The following is a 16,378-nucleotide window of genomic DNA, read 5'->3' on the forward strand; positions in this document are numbered from 1 at the left end:
GGCCAGCGAATTCGCGGAATTTTCCGTACTGGACGATGGAGACAGAACGGAGTCGATACATGGGGACGACCTCCTGATCAGCGTGACATGAGACGCCGAGCACGACTCCCCGTTGCGACCACGTCTGCCGACGGCGGGAGCGTAAACCCGCCGATCTCCGCCGGTCAATGGCGCGACTCGGTGTCCTTCTAGAGCCGCTCCTCGAGATGGATCGTCACCGCGTCTCCGGCCTCTTTGCCGAGCACGTCGCGAAGTTCGGACTTGACCGGCAACTTGTGGGTGCCGTCTCCGAGGGCCATGAAGGAGCTCCGGAACGGGTGCCCGTCAATGGTTCCCCGCACCTTGACCAGGCCGCGCGTGCCGAAGAACTCCGCCGAATCCGGCATCACGACATAGGTCCAGCCGCCCTTGCTGGGGCTGAGCTGGAGCACGGCCGTGAATTCACGGTCGAGCGGTCCTGATTTCGCGCTCATTCTTGCCTCCCGGTTAGCTCCGCGAGTTCCAGTGTGCCTCTGGCCTGCGCTCCAGCCCACTTGTCGGCACGAAAAAACGTGGCGTCGGGCAACGCGCCGGGTTTCGGAGTGATTGGGACTTTACAACCGGGCAGGAGCGCGAGGTGGGTCAGGGCAGCAGCGCGCGGGGGGCCGGGTCAGGGCAGCAGCGCGCGGGGCGGGGGCCGGGTCAGGGCAGCAGCGCGCGGGCCGTTTCCTCGAGAACGGCCCTCACAGCCTGCATGACCGGGTGGCCGACGCTCGATGCCCGCATCGACGTGAAGACCGTGCGGTGCGGGGCGTGAGCGAGTTCCACGAGACGGGCCTGCGGCGCCCGGCCGATCCAGACGAGGTCGGGGAGGAGCGCGACGGCGTTGCCCGACTCGACGAGCCGGACGTGGGCCTGGAGGTCGGCGGTTTCGTAGCGCACGTCCGGCTCGAAGCCGGCCGAGCGGCACGCCTGTTCGGCCCAATGCCGCGACGCGGCCCCGTGCGGCTCCATGACCCACGGGAGGTGGGCCGCGTCGGAAAGCCGCCGCACGCCGTCGAACGCTTCTCCCGCGCCGGCCGGCGGGACGGCGAGCCGGATCGCGTCGCGCGTCAGGTGCTCGCGGTCGAGGCCCGGGTAGTGCGGCGCGGCATGGTTGGGGTACTGCTCGGCGACGACGACGTCGAAGTCCCGTGCCCACGTTTCGTGCAGTGCGGTCTCGGGCTCGTGCTGGACCATCTCGACGCGCAGCGCGGGGTGGCGCTCGCGCAGAGTCCGGAGCGCGACGGGCATGAGGGCGAGCGCCGCGGTCTGGAACACGGCGAGGCGCACGGTGCCGCGGACCTCGCTCTGGCTCGCGGCGAGCGCGGCCTCGGTGCGCTCAAGCGCGTCGAGGAGCTCGCTCGTGTGCTCGACGAGCACGAGCGCCTGCGGCGTCAGCACGACGCGCCGTCCGGATTTCCGGAGAAGCTCGGCACCGACCTCCTTCTCGAGGAGCGCGAGCTGCTGGGAGACGGAGGAGGGACTGTAGGCGAGCGCGTCGGCCACCTCGGCCAAGGTTCCGCGGATGCTGAGCTCGCGGAGGAGGCGAAGTCGACGGATCTCAAGCATGGGCGTCTCCCAATAGTTCGAATTTCCCCACCATTATGCGTCAGAAACAATCACTTCTGCTTCTGTAATTCGCGGCACATACTGGCAGGAGACTCCGCAACCGACCGAACAGGACCCAGCAGCAATGACCCCGCCGAGCCACGCCTCAGACCCCTCTCTCCCGGCCCCCGAGAGCGCCCACATCCGCCCCCAGGACCTCGCCGACGAGGCCGTCGCGCAGGTGCACCGCTGGCTCGACGCCGCCGCAAAGCTCCCCGTCGACCCGGCCGCCGCGCAGCTCGCCGAGGTGCTCAAGGACCCGAACGGGCTCGAGTTCACGGTCGGTTTCGTCGACGGCGTCGTGCGCCCCGAGGATCTCGGTGTCGCGGCCCGCAACCTCCGCGACCTCGCCCCGAAGGCCCCCGCCTTCCTCCCGTGGCCGCTCAAGCGTGCAATCCAGCTCGGCGGCTCGCTCGCCCCGGTGGCCCCCGGCGTCGTCGTCCCGATCGCGCGGCGCGTGCTGCGTGAAATGGTGGGCCACCTCATCGTCGATGCGTCGGACGCGAAGCTCGGGCCGGCCATCAAGAAGATCCGCAAGCCCGGGATCCGGCTCAACATGAACCTCCTCGGCGAGGCGATCCTCGGCCAGGGCGAGGCCGCCCGCCGCCTCGAGGGCACCCGCCGGCTGCTCGAGCGCGACGACGTCGACTACGTGTCGATCAAGGTCTCCGCGACCGTCGCGCCGCACAACCACTGGGCGTTCGACGAGGCCGTCGCGGACATCGTCGACTCCCTCGCGCCGCTGTACCGGCTCGCCGCCGAGAGCACCAAGGAGCGCAAGCCCAAGTTCATCAACCTCGACATGGAGGAGTACAAGGACCTCGGCCTCACGATCGAAGTCTTCACGCGCCTCCTCGACCGCGAGGAGTTCCGCGGGCTCGAGGCCGGGATCGTGCTCCAGGCCTACCTCCCGGACGCGCTCGGCGCGATGATCCGCCTGCAGGAGTGGGCGGCACGGCGCGTTGCGGCCGGCGGCGCGCCGATCAAGGTCCGCGTCGTGAAGGGCGCGAACCTTCCCATGGAGCACGTCGACGCCGAGATCCACGGCTGGCCGGCGGCGACGTGGGGCTCGAAGCGCGAGAGCGACACGTCCTACAAGGCCGTCCTCGACTACGCCCTCCACTCGGAACGGCTCGCGAACGTGCGCATCGGCGTAGCAGGGCACAACCTGTTCGATGTCGCGCTCGCGTGGCTCCTCGCGAAGGCGCGCGGCGTCGATACGGGGGTGCGGGCCGGATCCGGTCTCATCGAGTTCGAGATGCTCCTCGGCATGGCCTCGGGGCAGGCCCAAGCGGTCCTCGCCGACGTGGGCCACCTCCTGCTCTACACGCCCGTGGTCCACCCGGGCGAGTTCGACGTCGCCATCGCGTACCTCATCCGGCGCCTCGAGGAGGGCGCGAGCCAGGACAACTTCATGAGCGCGGTCTTCGAGCTCGACGGCAACGAGGTCCTGTTCGAGCGCGAGAAGAAGCGCTTCCTCGCCTCGCTCGACGCGCTGGGCCACGCGCCCTTCGGGCGCGCCGTCCCCGCGCCACACCGCATTCAGGACCGGCGGCACGAAACGTACGACGGCGCCGCCTCCTCGCGCGCGCACGGCGCCTCGGCGAACGCTCCCGCCTTCGCGAACACGCCCGACACCGATCCGGATCTTCCGGGCAACCGCGCATGGGGCCGCGCGATCCTCTCCCGCGCGGAGCACTCGCGCCTCGGGGACGAGACCGTCGCGCGCCACACGCTCGGCACGGATGGCGAGCTTGACGCCGTCGTCCATTCCGCCGTCGCCGCTGGGGAGGCGTGGGGCGCGCTGAGCGGTGCCGAGCGCGCGGCGATCCTCGACGAGGCGGGACGCTCGCTCGAGCGGCGCCGCGCGGAGCTGCTCGAGGTCATGGCGGGCGAATGCGGCAAGACCCTCGACCAGGGCGACCCCGAGGTCTCCGAGGCCGTCGACTTCGCGCACTACTACGCAAGCCTGGCCCGCGAGCTCGACGCCGTGGACGGCGCACGCTTCCTCCCGAGCAAGCTCACGGTCGTGACGCCGCCGTGGAACTTCCCCGTGGCGATCCCCGCGGGCTCGACGCTCGCGGCCCTCGCGGCGGGCTCTGCCGTCGTCATCAAGCCCGCGAAGCAGGCACGTCGCTCGGGCGCGGTCATGGTCGAGGCGATCTGGGACGCCCTGGACTCTGCGGGCGTCTCCCGCGACGTCCTCCAGTACGTCCAGCTCGAGGACCGCGCCCTCGGGCAGCGGCTCGTCGCCCACCCCGACGTGGACCGCGTCATCCTCACGGGCGGCTACGAGACGGCCCAGCTCTTCCGCTCGTTCCGCAAGGACCTGCCGCTGCTCGCGGAGACGTCGGGCAAGAACGCGATCATCGTGACGCCGAGCGCGGACCTCGACCTCGCGGCGAAGGACGTCGCGTACTCGGCCTTCGGGCACGCGGGGCAGAAGTGCTCGGCGGCGTCGCTCGTCGTGCTCGTGGGCTCGGTCGCGAAGTCCAAGCGCTTCCGCAACCAGCTCATCGACGCCGTGCAGTCCCTCCACGTGGGGTACCCGTGGGACGCGCGGAGCCAGATGGGACCCGTGATCGAGCCTCCGGGCGAGAAGCTCCGCCGCGGCCTCACGCAGCTCGGCGAGGGCGAGCACTGGGTGCTTGAGCCGCGCCAGCTCGACGACTCCGGCAAGCTGTGGAGCCCTGGCATCCGGGCCGGGGTGCGACCGGGGTCGGAGTACCACCGCGTCGAGTACTTCGGGCCGGTCCTCGGCGTCATGACCGCCGCGACGCTCGAGGAGGCGGTCGCGCTCGTCAACGCGATCGACTACGGGCTCACCTCCGGCCTGCACTCGCTCGACGGCGCCGAGATCGACTGCTGGACCTCAACCATCCAGGCCGGCAACCTCTACGTGAACCGCGGCATCACGGGCGCGATCGTGCGGCGGCAGCCGTTCGGCGGGTGGAAGAGGTCCGCGATCGGCGCTGGCACGAAGGCGGGCGGGCCCAACTACCTCGTGGGGCTGGGCTCGTGGGTTGACGCGCCCGTCTCGCGTCCCCAGGCGGACGACGACGGCGCTACCCACCCGAGTGGGCCCGCCGCGGAGCTCTTCGCGGCCGTGGGCGACGCCCTCTCACCAGAGGACTCCGCATGGCTCGCCGCCGCGCTCGGTTCCGACGCCGTGGCGTGGTCCTCGGAGTTCGGCATTGCGAAGGACGTGAGCGGGCTCTCGTGCGAGCGGAACGTGTTCCGCTACCGGGCCGTGCCCGTGACGATCCGCTTCGAGGGCGCGACGTCGGGCCACGGCGTGGCCGAGCTCGTGCGCGTAGCCGCGGCGGGCCTACTCGCGGGTTCACCGCTCACGGTGAGCAGCGCCGTCGACCTCCCGGGACGCGCGGCGGAGGTCCTGCGCCGCCACGGCGCGACACTCGCGGTCGAGAACGACGCCGAGTGGCTCCGCCGCGCTGTGGGCCTTGGCTCGGGCCGGATCCGGCTCGTGTCAGGATTGGGGACTGCCGCCGTCGAGCTCGCGGAGGCCGTCGACGGAACGCCCGACGTCGCGGTGTACTCGCACCCCGTCGTCGGCGCCGGACGCGTGGAGCTCCTCCCGTTCCTGCACGAGCAGGCGGTCTCGCTCACGGCGCACCGGTTCGGGAATCCGAATCCGGTCGTCGAGGCTGTAGAGCTCTGACGCCCCGCTGCGCGACAAACGCGCCAGCGCCAAGCGGCGACGAGTCTTAACTTTTCAAAAACTGTCACACCATCGCGTGACATTGACAGGTTCAGTCATGGAGGATGGATGGGCTATCACTATCTATTGGGGACACCTCGGGAGGTCTCATGTCATGGTTTACCCGCTTCTCTCCGCGAAGCGTTGCGTTGGGCGTCCTCGCAGCGGGGGCGCTTGTGATCGGAGGCACGGGGGCCGCGGCCTTCGCCGTCCAGGGAGTAGTGCCCGACGTGGACACGACGAGCACCGCAACGAGCACGGCGACGCCGACTGAGACCGCCGACCCCACGGAGACGGCCGAGCCCACCGAAACCGCCGAGCCCACCGAAACCGCCGAGCCGACCGAAACCGCCGAGCCAACGGAGACGGCCGAGCCCACCGAAACCGCCGAGCCAACGGAGACGGCCGAGCCCACCGAGACGGCCGAGCCCACCGACGCCGAAGACGCCGCTGAGCCGGCTGAAACCGAAGCGCCGGCCCCGGCTGCGGTAGACAAGGAAGACCAGAACGAAGGGCCGCACGGCGATCAGGACGAGGCGAAGCCGGCCGTCGCTCCCGTCCAGCAGCCCGCCGTCGCCCCGGTCGCCCCCGCCGCTCAGCAGCCCGTCAAGGAGTCCTCGCACGAGCAGGAGCACCAGCACGAGCAGGAGCACGGAAGCGGCACGGAGGGCCACGACGACTGAGCTCGCCCGCCGGTCACAAACCAAGCACCACTCCTCGCATAACCGTCCCTCACGGGCATAACCGTCCCTCGCGACGCGCTCTGAGGGACGGTTATGCCGCTAGGCGACGGTTATGTGATCGCGCGCAGCGGGCGGACGACGACGCGCGGCCGGTTGGCGAGCGACGATGCGGCGCGCGGTGGAGACGAGGTCGCCCATGACCGCCGAGGCCGCGGGCCGACCGCCCGCCCCCGCGCCGTGGAACATGAGCTGGCCCGCATTGTCCGCCTCGACGAACACCGCGTTGTTGGCCCCGCGCACGGCGGCCAACGGATGCTCGCGCGGCAACAATGTCGGGTGCACGCGCACACTCAGGCGTTCGCCGCCGTCGCCGGTCTCGACTAGGCGCGCCCCGCCGCCGTCGCCCGTCTCGACGAAGCGCGCCCCGCCGCCGTCGCCGGTCTCGACGAGGCGCGCCCCGCCGCCGTCGCCGGTCTCGCCATCCTCCCCACCCAAAGCGTGGCCCGGTCTCGCCGCACGCGTGGCCAGGTCTCGCCAGATGCGTGGCCAGCTCTCGCCCCCGTGGTGCGACAAGTGGCCACGGGTTAGGCGGGAGGTGGCCACGGGGTGGCTTGGGCGTTGGGCCGGGCCCAGCTCGGCGACGGCGAGGAGCTTGATCACGAGCCCCGAGTCCTGCGCCGCGGCGATGTCCCCCGTCGTGATCCGGGTGATCCCCTCACACTGCACCTCGGCCAGGCTCACCGGCGTGTGGAACGCGAGCGTCGCCAGTAGCGCGGCTTTTGCCGCCGCGTCGTGGCCCTCGACGTCCGCCGTGGGGTCCGCCTCGGCATAGCCGAGCCGCTGCGCCTCCGCGAGCGCGTCCGCGAACGCCGCCCCCGTCGTGTCCATCTGGTCCAGGATGTAGTTCGTCGTCCCGTTCAGGATCCCCATCACCCGCGTGATCCGGTCTCCCGAGAGGCTCTCGCGCATCGGGCGGATGATCGGGATCGCCCCGGCCACTGCGGCCTCGAAGCGCAGCTCCGCGCCGTGCCGCGCGGCCTCCTCGAACAGCGCCGGCCCGTCCTGCGCGAGCAGCGCCTTGTTCCCCGTGACGACCGAGGCGCCCCTGCGCACCGCCCGGAGGATGAGCGACCGCGCCGGCTCGATCCCTCCCACGAGCTCCACGACAAGGTCCGCCGAATCCACCAAGGCGTCCGCGTCCTTCGTGAACAGCCGCCGCGGAAGCTCGACGTCCCGCGCAGCGCCCGGGTTCCGCACTGCGATCCCCGCGAGCTCGAGCCGGGCCCCCGACCGCGCCGCGAGCGCCTCTGCATCCTCGCGCAGGATCCGCGCCACTTGGCTCCCCACGGTCCCGCACCCCAGCAGGGCCACCTTGAGCACGTGCGGGCAGGCATTCACGGCAGGTTCTCGGGCTCGTGGGCGTGAGCCTCCATGTCCTCCATCCGGGCGATGATGGCGAGGGAGAGTTCCGTCGCCGTGGCCGTGTCGCGCTGCTCGATCGCATGGTAGAGCGCCTCGTGGTCCTCGGTGCCCTGGCCCATGGCGTGCCCGATCGACTTGCGGAACGCGATGTTGAGGCTCTCGTACAGGTCGCTCAGAAGGTCGTTGTGCGATGCGCTCGCGAGGGACATGTGGAAGCGAAGGTCGCCGTCGATGAACGCGGCGAGGTCGCCGCGTGCCGCGGCCGCGTTGCGGTCGTCGAGCGCCCTGCGCATCGCGGCGAGATCTTCCCTCGTGCGGCGCGCGGCGGCCAGCGAGACCGCGAGCGCGTCGAGCCCGCGGCGGACTTCGATCACTTCCGCCATCTTGCTGTTGGTGACCTTGCGATTGAGGGCTACGGCCGCCTCGTCGACCGCATCGACGTAGGTTCCGTCCCCCTGCCGCACGACGAGGAGCCCGGCATGCACGAGGGCGCGCGTCGCCTCGCGGAGGGAAGCACGGCTGATTCCGAACGACTGCGTGAGCTCCGATTCGGACGGCAGCCTGTCCCCGGGCGACCATTCGCCGTCGCGGATGCGCCCCCGGATCTCCTCGATCACGGCGTCGACCGTTGACACGCGGTTGACTTTGAGCATCCTCGGACCCCCTTCACGGTCTCGGACGAACCTGCTGCCGGCGCACCAGGGCCGTTCTTGCTGCGATGCACAATAGCCTCACAACCTGCTCCATGGTGACTCGTGACTTGGAGCACGCTGCTCAACGTGCGCCCCATGCCTCGAGTTCGGCCTGAGAAGTTCTCCACAGGCTCTTCCCTAAACATCAGACGCCTGATAATCATATGACATGACGACCACAAAGTCGCAGACCCCGGGCCCTCGGATTTCCGAAGGCGGCGGGAAGCGCCGGTCAATGAGGATCGGCGTCATGTGCGGCCGTCTCCAAGGCTTTGAAGACGGTCATCCCGAGGAGGCCCTCGTGTGGGCCAGCTCGGGCGGGTACGACGGCGTGCTCTTTGCGACACCGCGGGCCATGAGCCCAGAGCTCGACGGCGTGGCCCTCAAGGAAGCGGGCGAGCTCGCCGCAGAGCGAGGGCTCTACCTCGAGGTGGGGATCGGCTCCCTCGGGCCGTTCGGCGATGCCGGCGAGCGCCTGGCCGAGCTCAACGCCCACATTGACGCCGCTGCGACGGCAGGGTGCCGCGAGTTCTTCGCGTACACGCGCACGGATCGGCACCACGCGAGCGTCCCCCACGCGGTCCAGCTCGCCGCCGTCCAGAAGACCCTCGAGACGCTGGCGCCCCGCCTCCGCGATGAGGGGCTCCGCCTCAACCTCAAGACCCACGAGGACCTCTCCTCGCACGAAGTCCTCCGACTCGTCGACGAGTCCGGGACGGATGTGGTCGGCGTGAGCCTCGACGTCGCGAACCTCGTCGTGCGCGGCGAGGACCCCGTCGAGGCGACCCGCCGCCTCGCCCCGCACGTCCATCAGACCCATTTCGAAGACGTCGCGCTCTACATCGTCGAACGCGGGCTCCGCCGGCGGCTGCGCCCGTGCGGCGCGGGGGTCCTCGACTGGGCCGCGATCCTGCGGACGCTCGCCGAAGAATCCCCCGCGCGGCGGCTCACGCTCGAACAGCATGCGGGCCGCTTCGACCTGGACGTCTTCGACCCCGCGTGGTTCGACGCTGAGCCGCACGTCACGGCGCGCGAGCTCGCCGTGCTGTTCAGGCACGCCGTCGACTGCGAGCGTCGCGCTTCCGCGGGCGAGCTTCCCTCCCTCGCGGCGTACGACGACGACGGTGGTCACCTCGCGCGCCGCGGCGAGCTCGCCGAGAGCGCCCGCTGGCTGCGTCACACCCTCGACACGATCGGAAGGTCATCATGGCAGTAGCCGTCGCCGAACCGCGGATCGCGGTGGCGCGTCGCCGCATCGTCCAGAGCGATCGCGTGCTCGTGGGAGCCCTCGCGGGCCTCGCGCTCATCGCCCTCATCGTGGTTGCCGGCCCGTTCCTCTGGCATTACGATGCCAACGCCGCCGACCTCACGGCGCAGCTCGCGGCGCCGTCGGCCGATCATCCGCTAGGAACCGACAACCTCGGGCGCGACCTGCTCGCCCGGGTGCTCGACGGCGCGCGCACCTCGCTCGGCGCGGGCGCCGTCGTCGTCGTCGCGGGCGCGGTGCTCGGCTCGGTCACGGGCCTCCTCGCGGGCGCGCTCGGCGGGATGGTCGACACGGCCCTCACGTGGCTCACGAACTCGATCCTGTGCTTCCCGTCGATCATGCTCGCGATGGCCGTCGTCATGGCGCTCAAGCCGGGCATCCCGGCCGTCGTGATCGGGCTCTCGATCCATTCATTCCCGTGGTACATGCGGACGATCCGCGGCGAGGTCATGCGCATCGCAGCGCTCGACTTCGTCAAGTCGACCAATGCCATCGGCGCGACCCAAGGGCGCATCCTGTTCCGGCACATCTTCCCGCACCTCATCTCGACGATCGTGCTCCAGATGGCGGCCGTGTTCGGCGCCTCGGTCCTCTCCCTCGCGGCGATGGGCTTCCTCGGGATGGGCGCCCAGCCTCCCACCGCGGAGCTCGGCGCCATGATCACCGAGGGCCAGCAGTTCTTCCTCACCGGCCAGTGGTGGCTCGCTGCGTTCCCCGGCCTCGTGCTGCTCATCGCCGTCACCCTCACGACCATCGTCGCGGACCGCGCGCGCGAGCTGCTCGACCCGCGCGGCGAGTACATCGTCGCGGACTAGGAGCCCCTCATGCTCAAGCTCATCCTCAAACGGTTCGGGGTCGCCGCCGCCACCATCCTCGGCGCGAGCCTGTTCTCCTTCTTCCTCCTCCGCAAACTGCCCGGCGACCCGGCGCGCCTCGTCGGCGGGGAGCTCGCGGACGAGGCGACGATCGCGTCCCTGCGTCACTCCATGGGCCTCGACTCGCCGCTCCCGCAGCAGTTCTGGAACTACATCTCAGCTTCGTTCCACGGCGACCTCGGCTTCTCCTACTCGACCGGGCAGCCCGTGAGCGATCTCGTGCGGACGCGGCTCCCCGCGACGGTCGAGCTCGGCGTCACGGGCGTCGTGACGGCGGTCCTCCTCGCGACCGTCTTCGCGGCGATCGCGGTCTACCGCAAGAAGCGCGGCGCGGACGTGTCGCTGCGCGTCGCGTCCTCGCTTGCGATGGGCTCCCCGCCGTTCTGGCTCGCGCTCGTGGCCATCCTGCTCCTCTCCGTGAACCTCGGGATCTTCCCCGGGCCCGAGGGACGCCTCTCGCCGAGCCTCGCCCCGCCGCCCACCGTCACGGGCTTCTACACAGTCGATTCGCTCCTGTCCGGCCAGTTCGGGACGTTCGTCGACGCCGCGCGGCACCTCATCCTGCCCGCGCTCACGATCGCCGTCGGCCCGTTCGCGTTCCTCAGCCGGCTGTTCCGCTCGCAGCTGCGCAACACGATGCGGGAGCCGTTCATCGTCGTCGCCCGCAGCCGCGGGCTCACGCGCGGCTCGGTGTTCCTGCGCCACGCCGTGCCGAACTCGCTCCTCTCCCTCGTCGCGGCCACCGCGATGCTCACGGCCGAGACGATGACGGGAAGCGTGCTCGTCGAGAAGGTCTTCGGCTGGCCCGGCGTCGGTTCAATGACCGTCGACGCGATCCTGCAGAAGGACTTCGCCGTCGTGCAGGGCGTCATCCTGCTCAGCGCAACCCTCTACGTGACGGTGAGCTTCCTCGCGGACATCGTGTACGTCGTCGTCGATCCCCGCATCCGGGCAGGAGCCAAGTGACATGACCACCGAAGGCAGCACAAGCACCATGTCCATCGACGCCGCCCGCACCCCCGCAGACCAGGAGACCCTCCTCGACGTGCGGGGACTGCGGACCGAATTCCAGACCTCCCGCGGACGCGTGGCCGCCGTGCGGGATGTGAGCTTCACGATCCGGCGGCGCGAACGCCTCGCGATCGTCGGCGAGTCCGGCTCGGGCAAGTCCGCCATGGCGATGTCCATCGTGGGCCTCATCCAGCCTCCCGGACGGGTGACGGCCGGCGAGATCCGCCTCGGCGGGACAGATCTGCGCGGCCTCCCTGACCGGAAGCTCTCTGAGATCCGAGGGAACCGGATCTCGCTCGTGTTCCAGGACCCGATGAGCGCGTTCGACCCCATCCGCACGATCGGTGCGCAGATGATCGAGAACATCCGCGCGCACCAGCCCGTGAGCAAGGGCGCGGCGCGGCGGCAGGCGGCGGACCTCCTCGGCGAAGTCGGAGTCACGAACGCGTCAAGCCGGCTGGCCGACTATCCGCACCAGTACTCGGGCGGCATGCGCCAGCGCGTCCTCATCGCGATGGCGCTCGCGAACTCACCCGAGCTGGTCATCGCCGACGAGCCGACGACGGCGCTCGACGTCACCACGCAGGCGCAGGTCCTCGAGCTCCTCGACAAGCTCGTGACAGACCGAGGCGCGGCGCTCATGCTCATCACGCACAACCTCGGGATCGTCGCGGGCTTCTGCGACACGGTCAAGGTCATGTACGCGGGGCAGCTCATCGAGGAGAGCGACAGCCGCGCGCTGTTCGCGGGCGCCGCCCACCCCTATTCGCGCGAGCTGCTCAAGTGCGTGCTCCGCACGGACCGCCGCCAGGACGGGCTGCTCTCGACCATCCCGGGGACGCTCCCCGACCCGACGCAGCCGTTCACGGGATGCTCGTTCGAGCCGCGGTGCCCGCTCGGCAAGGGCAACCCGCTCTGCCGCGGCACGGAGCCACCGGTCGTCGCCGTCGAGGGGCCCCACGGGACCCAACTCGCGAAGTGCCATTTCGCCGGACAGCTCGAGCTCAAGGAGGAGCGATGACCACCATCAACGACGACGGCGGCACGGTCCGCCCGGGCGACGGCGACGCCGTCGAACGCGGCATGCGCCTGGGCTCCGGCAGCGCCGTCGAGCGCGGCGCCCGCCCGCTGCTCGAAGTACACGGGCTTACGAAGACTTACCGCTCGAAGTCCGTGTCGGCGCGCCTGCGCCGCGCGAACGAGGTCAAGGCGCTCCGCGAGGTCTCCTTCGACGTCATGCGGGGCGAGACGCTCGGCCTCGTGGGCGAGTCGGGCTCGGGGAAGTCGACGGCCGCCTCGTGCGTCTTGCGCCTCACGGAGCCCGACTCGGGCAGTGTGACGTTCGACGGCGTCGACGTCCGGGCCCTCTCGAAGGCCGAGCTGCGCCGCCTCCGCTCGCGCATGCAGATCGTGTTCCAGGATCCCTACGGCTCTCTGGACCCACGTTTCTCGGTCCGCGAGCTCGTCGAGGAACCACTCCTCGTGCACGGCCTCCGCGATGAGAAGGCGCGGCGCGAACGGGCACTGCAGATGCTCGAGCGAGTGGGGCTCTCGGCCTCGCAGGCCGAGCTGAATGCCCACGCGTTCTCCGGCGGCCAGCGGCAGCGCATCGCGATCGCGCGGGCCCTCGTGCTCAACCCGGAACTCGTGGTCCTCGACGAGCCCGTGACGGCCCTCGACGTTTCAGTGCAGGCGCAGGTCCTCAACCTGCTCACGGAACTTCAGAAGGAGCTGAACCTCACTTATCTCTTCATCGTCCACGACCTCGCGGTCGCCCAGTACCTGTGTCACCGCATCGCGGTCATGTACCTGGGCGAGATCGTCGAGATGGCGAGCTCTCAGGAGCTCTTCGACAACCCGCTCCATCCGTACACCGTCACGCTCCTCATGGCGGCTCCGGTCCCCGATCCGGACGTCATGGCGGGCCGCCGCACGGCTCTCGGGACCACCGCGCCGGCAGGCTCGAAGCCCGGGCCAGGCTGTCCCCTGCAGCCCCGGTGCCCCGTGGGCATGAACCGTCCCGAGTGCTCGAGCCAGCGGCCCCTGCTCCGCGAGGTCGCACCCGGCCATCTGGTCGCGTGCCACTATCCCGGCGAGCTGAAGGCGGCCGTCGCGGCGCCGCTCGCCAATACCGCCATCCCCGAATCTCCGTTGAACCCCTGAACCATCTATCGAGGCTAGGAAGGAATACCCATGGCACGAAGCAAGCCTGCGCGCGGCCCCCTGTGGCGCGCCGCGATCGGCGTGACACTCGCCCTCGCCGCCGGCGCCCTCTCGGCGTGCAACGCATCGAGCTCCGCGAGCGCTCCGACGGCGAACCGGCCGTTCACCGTCAACTGGGCGACGAATATCACGAGCCTCGACCCAGCGTTCTCGTGCCCCGGTGACGAGAACAGCTTCGCGAGCAACTTCTACGGTCGCCTCGTCAAGCTCGCCACCACTGAGACGAGCCCCGGCGTGACGCAGATCGACCCCGACCCGAGCAAGGTCCAGCCAGACTTCGCGACGAAGTGGGACGTCTCCGACGGCGGCAAGACGTACACGTTCACGCTCCAGGCGGACAAGAAGTTCGCCAATGGCGACCCGCTCGACGCGGCGGCGGTCAAATATTCGCTCGACCGCACGCTCAAGATCGGTGCGTGCGGCGCGCTCTCGCTCCAGCTCGGCATCACTCAGCCCCCGCTCATCACGGGAGTCGAGGCACCCAACGCGACGACCGTCGTCATCCATATGACTCAGCCGTACCCGGCGATCCTCTACAGCCTCGGGCAGAGCCGCGGCTCGATCTACGATCCCAAAGAAATCGAGGCCAACGGCGGCGTGCAGGCCAACTCGCCCAACCAGTGGCTTCAGAGCCACACGGCCAGCAGCAGCGGGCCCTACGTCCTCTCCGAGTACGTGCCGGGCAACCACGCGGTGCTCACGCGCAACGCCAACTATTACGGGACCCCCGCCCTTGAGCCGACCGTCCGCGTGAACTTCATCACGGCGGTACCCACTCTGCAGGTGCAGGCGCAGAGCCGCGAGGCCGACGTCACGCTGGGCCTCCCGCCGCAGGCGGTGAAGAACCTGAGCACGCAGTCGTGCTGCAAGGTCATCACCGCGGACAGCCCCACTCCCGTGACCGTGTCGATGAACTACCAGGGCCCACTCACGAACAATGAGAAGTTCCGCGAGGCTCTCACCTATGCGGTCCCGTACAGCGACATCATCAGCAAGGTCGCGTACGGCTACGGCGACTCGTACTACGGGCCGGTCGTTCCCGGGATGGCGGGCTACAACGCGTCGCTCGAGCCCGCGAGGGCCTACGACCCCGGCAAGGCGAAGCAGCTCATCGCGGAATCTGGCGTGAGCTCGCCGACGCTCGATCTCATGATCAACCCGACGGCCCCGGGCGTCTCCGACATCGCCACGCTGCTTCAGTCGGCGTGGCAGCAGATCGGGGTCACCGTGAACATCGACGCGAAGCCCCCGGCGGACTTCACGACGCTGTTCAACCAGGGCAAGTACCAGTCCGCGCTGCTGTTCGAGAACAGCACGCCGATCGGCGGCTACGAGCTCCGCAAGAAGCTCACGTGCGGTGCAGCGACCAACAACCAGCACATCTGCATCCCGGGCACGATGCCGCTCCTCGACAAGCTCAACACCACGGCCGACCCCGCGGCCCAGCAGCCCATCGTCGACGCCCTCGTGCAGAAGTGGCTTGAGAACTCGCCGACGATCATCCTCTACCGGGCCAAGTTCACCGCCGTCGTAAGCCCTGACGTCAAGCACTTCGCCTACGCCCCCAACTTCCGCCTCGCGGACTGGGGCCGGTAGGCCGCGCTGGCCAGCCCGCCGTCGTCGTCCGGAAGTCGCCCGCCGCGAAGAGGCGCGGACGACGACGGCGGGACCCGCTCCCGCGCACCCTCGCCCCAGATCTTTTTCAAAGGAGAAGAGATGAAAATCGGAGTCGACGGCCGGAAGATCCCCGGCGCCGCAGACCACACACCGCTCGAGATCCTCGACCACGCCGCCTCCCTCGGCATGGAGGGCGTCTACTTCCGCACCGTCCTCGACATCACGCCCACTCTCGACCGCGGCGTGCTGCGGGAAGTACGCCAGCACGCGGACGCCCTCGGCCTATACCTCCAGATGGGCCTCGCGAAGGTCAACCCCTACGCCGCGGCGGAGGCGCCCGAAGTCCGGGTTCTCGGCGAAGGGGACTACACCCTGGGCATAGCGAGGATGATGGAGGCGTGCCGCGAGGGGGCCGGCTGCGGGGAGCTGTGGGCGGCGTGCGGCAACTACAAGCCGAATCTTCCGGGCTACTACGCGAACGACCGCTTCCGGACCGATGCTCCGTGGCCCGACCAGCTCATGGCGATCGAGAAGTTCCTCCACCAGCTCGCCCCGACGGCCCGCGACCTCGACGTGCACATCAACATCGAGACGCACGAGGAGATCACGACCACCGAGGTCGTGCGGCTCGTCGAATCAGTCGGGCCCGACGTCCTGGGCATCACCCTCGACACGGCGAACGTCCTCGCCCGAGGAGAGGATCCGATCGCGGCCACGCGCCGCGCGGCGCCGTATGTCCGGGCCACGCACCTGCGCGACTCCGTCCTCGCGATCACCGACTTCGGGCTGGCCCGCAGCTTCTCGCCGTGTGGGCTCGGCGTCATCGATTGGGACGGCGTATTGGGCACCCTGTGGGAGCACAACCCCGAGCTGTGGGCGTCGATCGAGCCGGCCGCTCCGACGATGCAGATGCCGATCGGCCTCTCCGACGAGACGTGGCGCGCCCTCCACCCCGATCTCGATCCGGACGAGGTCGCCGAACTGGTGCGCCTCGCGCGCGACTACGACGAGCGGGCGCTCCGGGGCGAGGTGCCGACCATCGCCGAGTTCCGGGCGCAGCCGTACGACGGCGAGGCGTTCGTCCGGCGGAGCGCCGAGCATCTGCGGGCCGTGCTGGCGCGCGTCGAGGGGCGGGCCGCGCGGCACGTGGCAGCGCGGGGCTGAGCCGGGGTCTGGCCACGCTCCCGTCCGGTTGCGAAGTTCCAATCAGTCGGCGCCGCGGCGTGTCGCGCCGCGACTCG

General features: G+C 70.1%; 13 protein-coding genes. 9 read left to right on the forward strand and 4 right to left on the reverse strand.

Annotation, left to right across the window (positions count from 1 at the left end):
• Positions 1–188 precede the first annotated feature (188 nt).
• The gene (locus RBS12_RS04065) at positions 189–473 is read right to left on the reverse strand and encodes a DUF1905 domain-containing protein (RefSeq protein WP_307964785.1); all 285 of its coding nucleotides are present in this window, start codon (positions 471–473) and stop codon (positions 189–191) included.
• Positions 474–681: 208 nt separating this feature from the next.
• Positions 682–1,590 carry a LysR substrate-binding domain-containing protein gene (locus RBS12_RS04070; protein WP_307964786.1) on the reverse strand — a complete coding sequence of 303 codons (909 nt, stop codon included), beginning with the start codon at positions 1,588–1,590 and terminating at the stop codon, positions 682–684.
• Positions 1,591–1,714: 124 nt separating this feature from the next.
• Here RBS12_RS04070 and RBS12_RS04075 point away from each other — a divergent pair, with 124 nt between their 5' ends.
• The gene (locus RBS12_RS04075) at positions 1,715–5,308 is read left to right on the forward strand and encodes a proline dehydrogenase family protein (protein WP_307964787.1); all 3,594 of its coding nucleotides are present in this window, start codon (positions 1,715–1,717) and stop codon (positions 5,306–5,308) included.
• A gap of 149 nt (positions 5,309–5,457) precedes the next feature.
• The gene (locus tag RBS12_RS04080) at positions 5,458–6,030 is read left to right on the forward strand and encodes a hypothetical protein (protein ID WP_307964788.1); all 573 of its coding nucleotides are present in this window, start codon (positions 5,458–5,460) and stop codon (positions 6,028–6,030) included.
• Positions 6,031–6,129: 99 nt separating this feature from the next.
• Here RBS12_RS04080 and RBS12_RS04085 read toward each other — a convergent pair whose 3' ends face one another.
• Positions 6,130–7,428, reverse strand: a complete 1,299-nt coding sequence (locus tag RBS12_RS04085) for a homoserine dehydrogenase (protein ID WP_373886474.1) — start codon at positions 7,426–7,428, stop codon at positions 6,130–6,132.
• Entirely contained in the window at positions 7,425–8,105 is a 681-nt protein-coding gene (locus RBS12_RS04090) for a FadR/GntR family transcriptional regulator (protein WP_307964789.1), read from the reverse strand. The genes RBS12_RS04085 and RBS12_RS04090 overlap by 4 nt, the downstream gene beginning before the upstream one ends.
• Positions 8,106–8,313: 208 nt before the next feature.
• On the opposite strand from RBS12_RS04090, the gene RBS12_RS04095 reads away from it, so the two are divergent.
• The 7 genes from RBS12_RS04095 (at position 8,314) to RBS12_RS04125 (ending at position 16,301) form a co-directional block, all read left to right on the forward strand.
• Entirely contained in the window at positions 8,314–9,360 is a 1,047-nt protein-coding gene (locus RBS12_RS04095) for a sugar phosphate isomerase/epimerase (RefSeq protein ID WP_307964790.1), read from the forward strand.
• Positions 9,351–10,226 (forward strand): ABC transporter permease, encoded by an 876-nt coding sequence (locus RBS12_RS04100; RefSeq protein WP_307964791.1) that lies wholly within the window; start codon positions 9,351–9,353, stop codon positions 10,224–10,226. Before RBS12_RS04095 ends, RBS12_RS04100 begins: the two co-directional genes overlap by 10 nt.
• A 9-nt stretch (positions 10,227–10,235) precedes the next feature.
• The gene (locus RBS12_RS04105; protein WP_307964792.1) at positions 10,236–11,252 is read left to right on the forward strand and encodes an ABC transporter permease; all 1,017 of its coding nucleotides are present in this window, start codon (positions 10,236–10,238) and stop codon (positions 11,250–11,252) included.
• A 1-nt stretch (position 11,253) separates the two neighbouring features.
• Positions 11,254–12,318, forward strand: coding sequence for an ABC transporter ATP-binding protein (locus RBS12_RS04110; protein WP_307964793.1), 1,065 nt, complete (start codon positions 11,254–11,256; stop codon positions 12,316–12,318).
• Positions 12,315–13,460, forward strand: coding sequence for an ABC transporter ATP-binding protein (locus RBS12_RS04115; RefSeq protein ID WP_307964794.1), 1,146 nt, complete (start codon positions 12,315–12,317; stop codon positions 13,458–13,460). The genes RBS12_RS04110 and RBS12_RS04115 overlap by 4 nt, the downstream gene beginning before the upstream one ends.
• A 30-nt stretch (positions 13,461–13,490) precedes the next feature.
• Positions 13,491–15,116, forward strand: coding sequence for an ABC transporter substrate-binding protein (locus RBS12_RS04120; protein WP_307964795.1), 1,626 nt, complete (start codon positions 13,491–13,493; stop codon positions 15,114–15,116).
• A gap of 120 nt (positions 15,117–15,236) precedes the next feature.
• The gene (locus tag RBS12_RS04125; RefSeq protein WP_307964796.1) at positions 15,237–16,301 is read left to right on the forward strand and encodes a TIM barrel protein; all 1,065 of its coding nucleotides are present in this window, start codon (positions 15,237–15,239) and stop codon (positions 16,299–16,301) included.
• Positions 16,302–16,378 lie beyond the last annotated feature (77 nt).

It is taken from the genome of Sinomonas sp. ASV322 (assembly GCF_030908245.1).
GTDB lineage: Bacteria > Actinomycetota > Actinomycetes > Actinomycetales > Micrococcaceae > Sinomonas.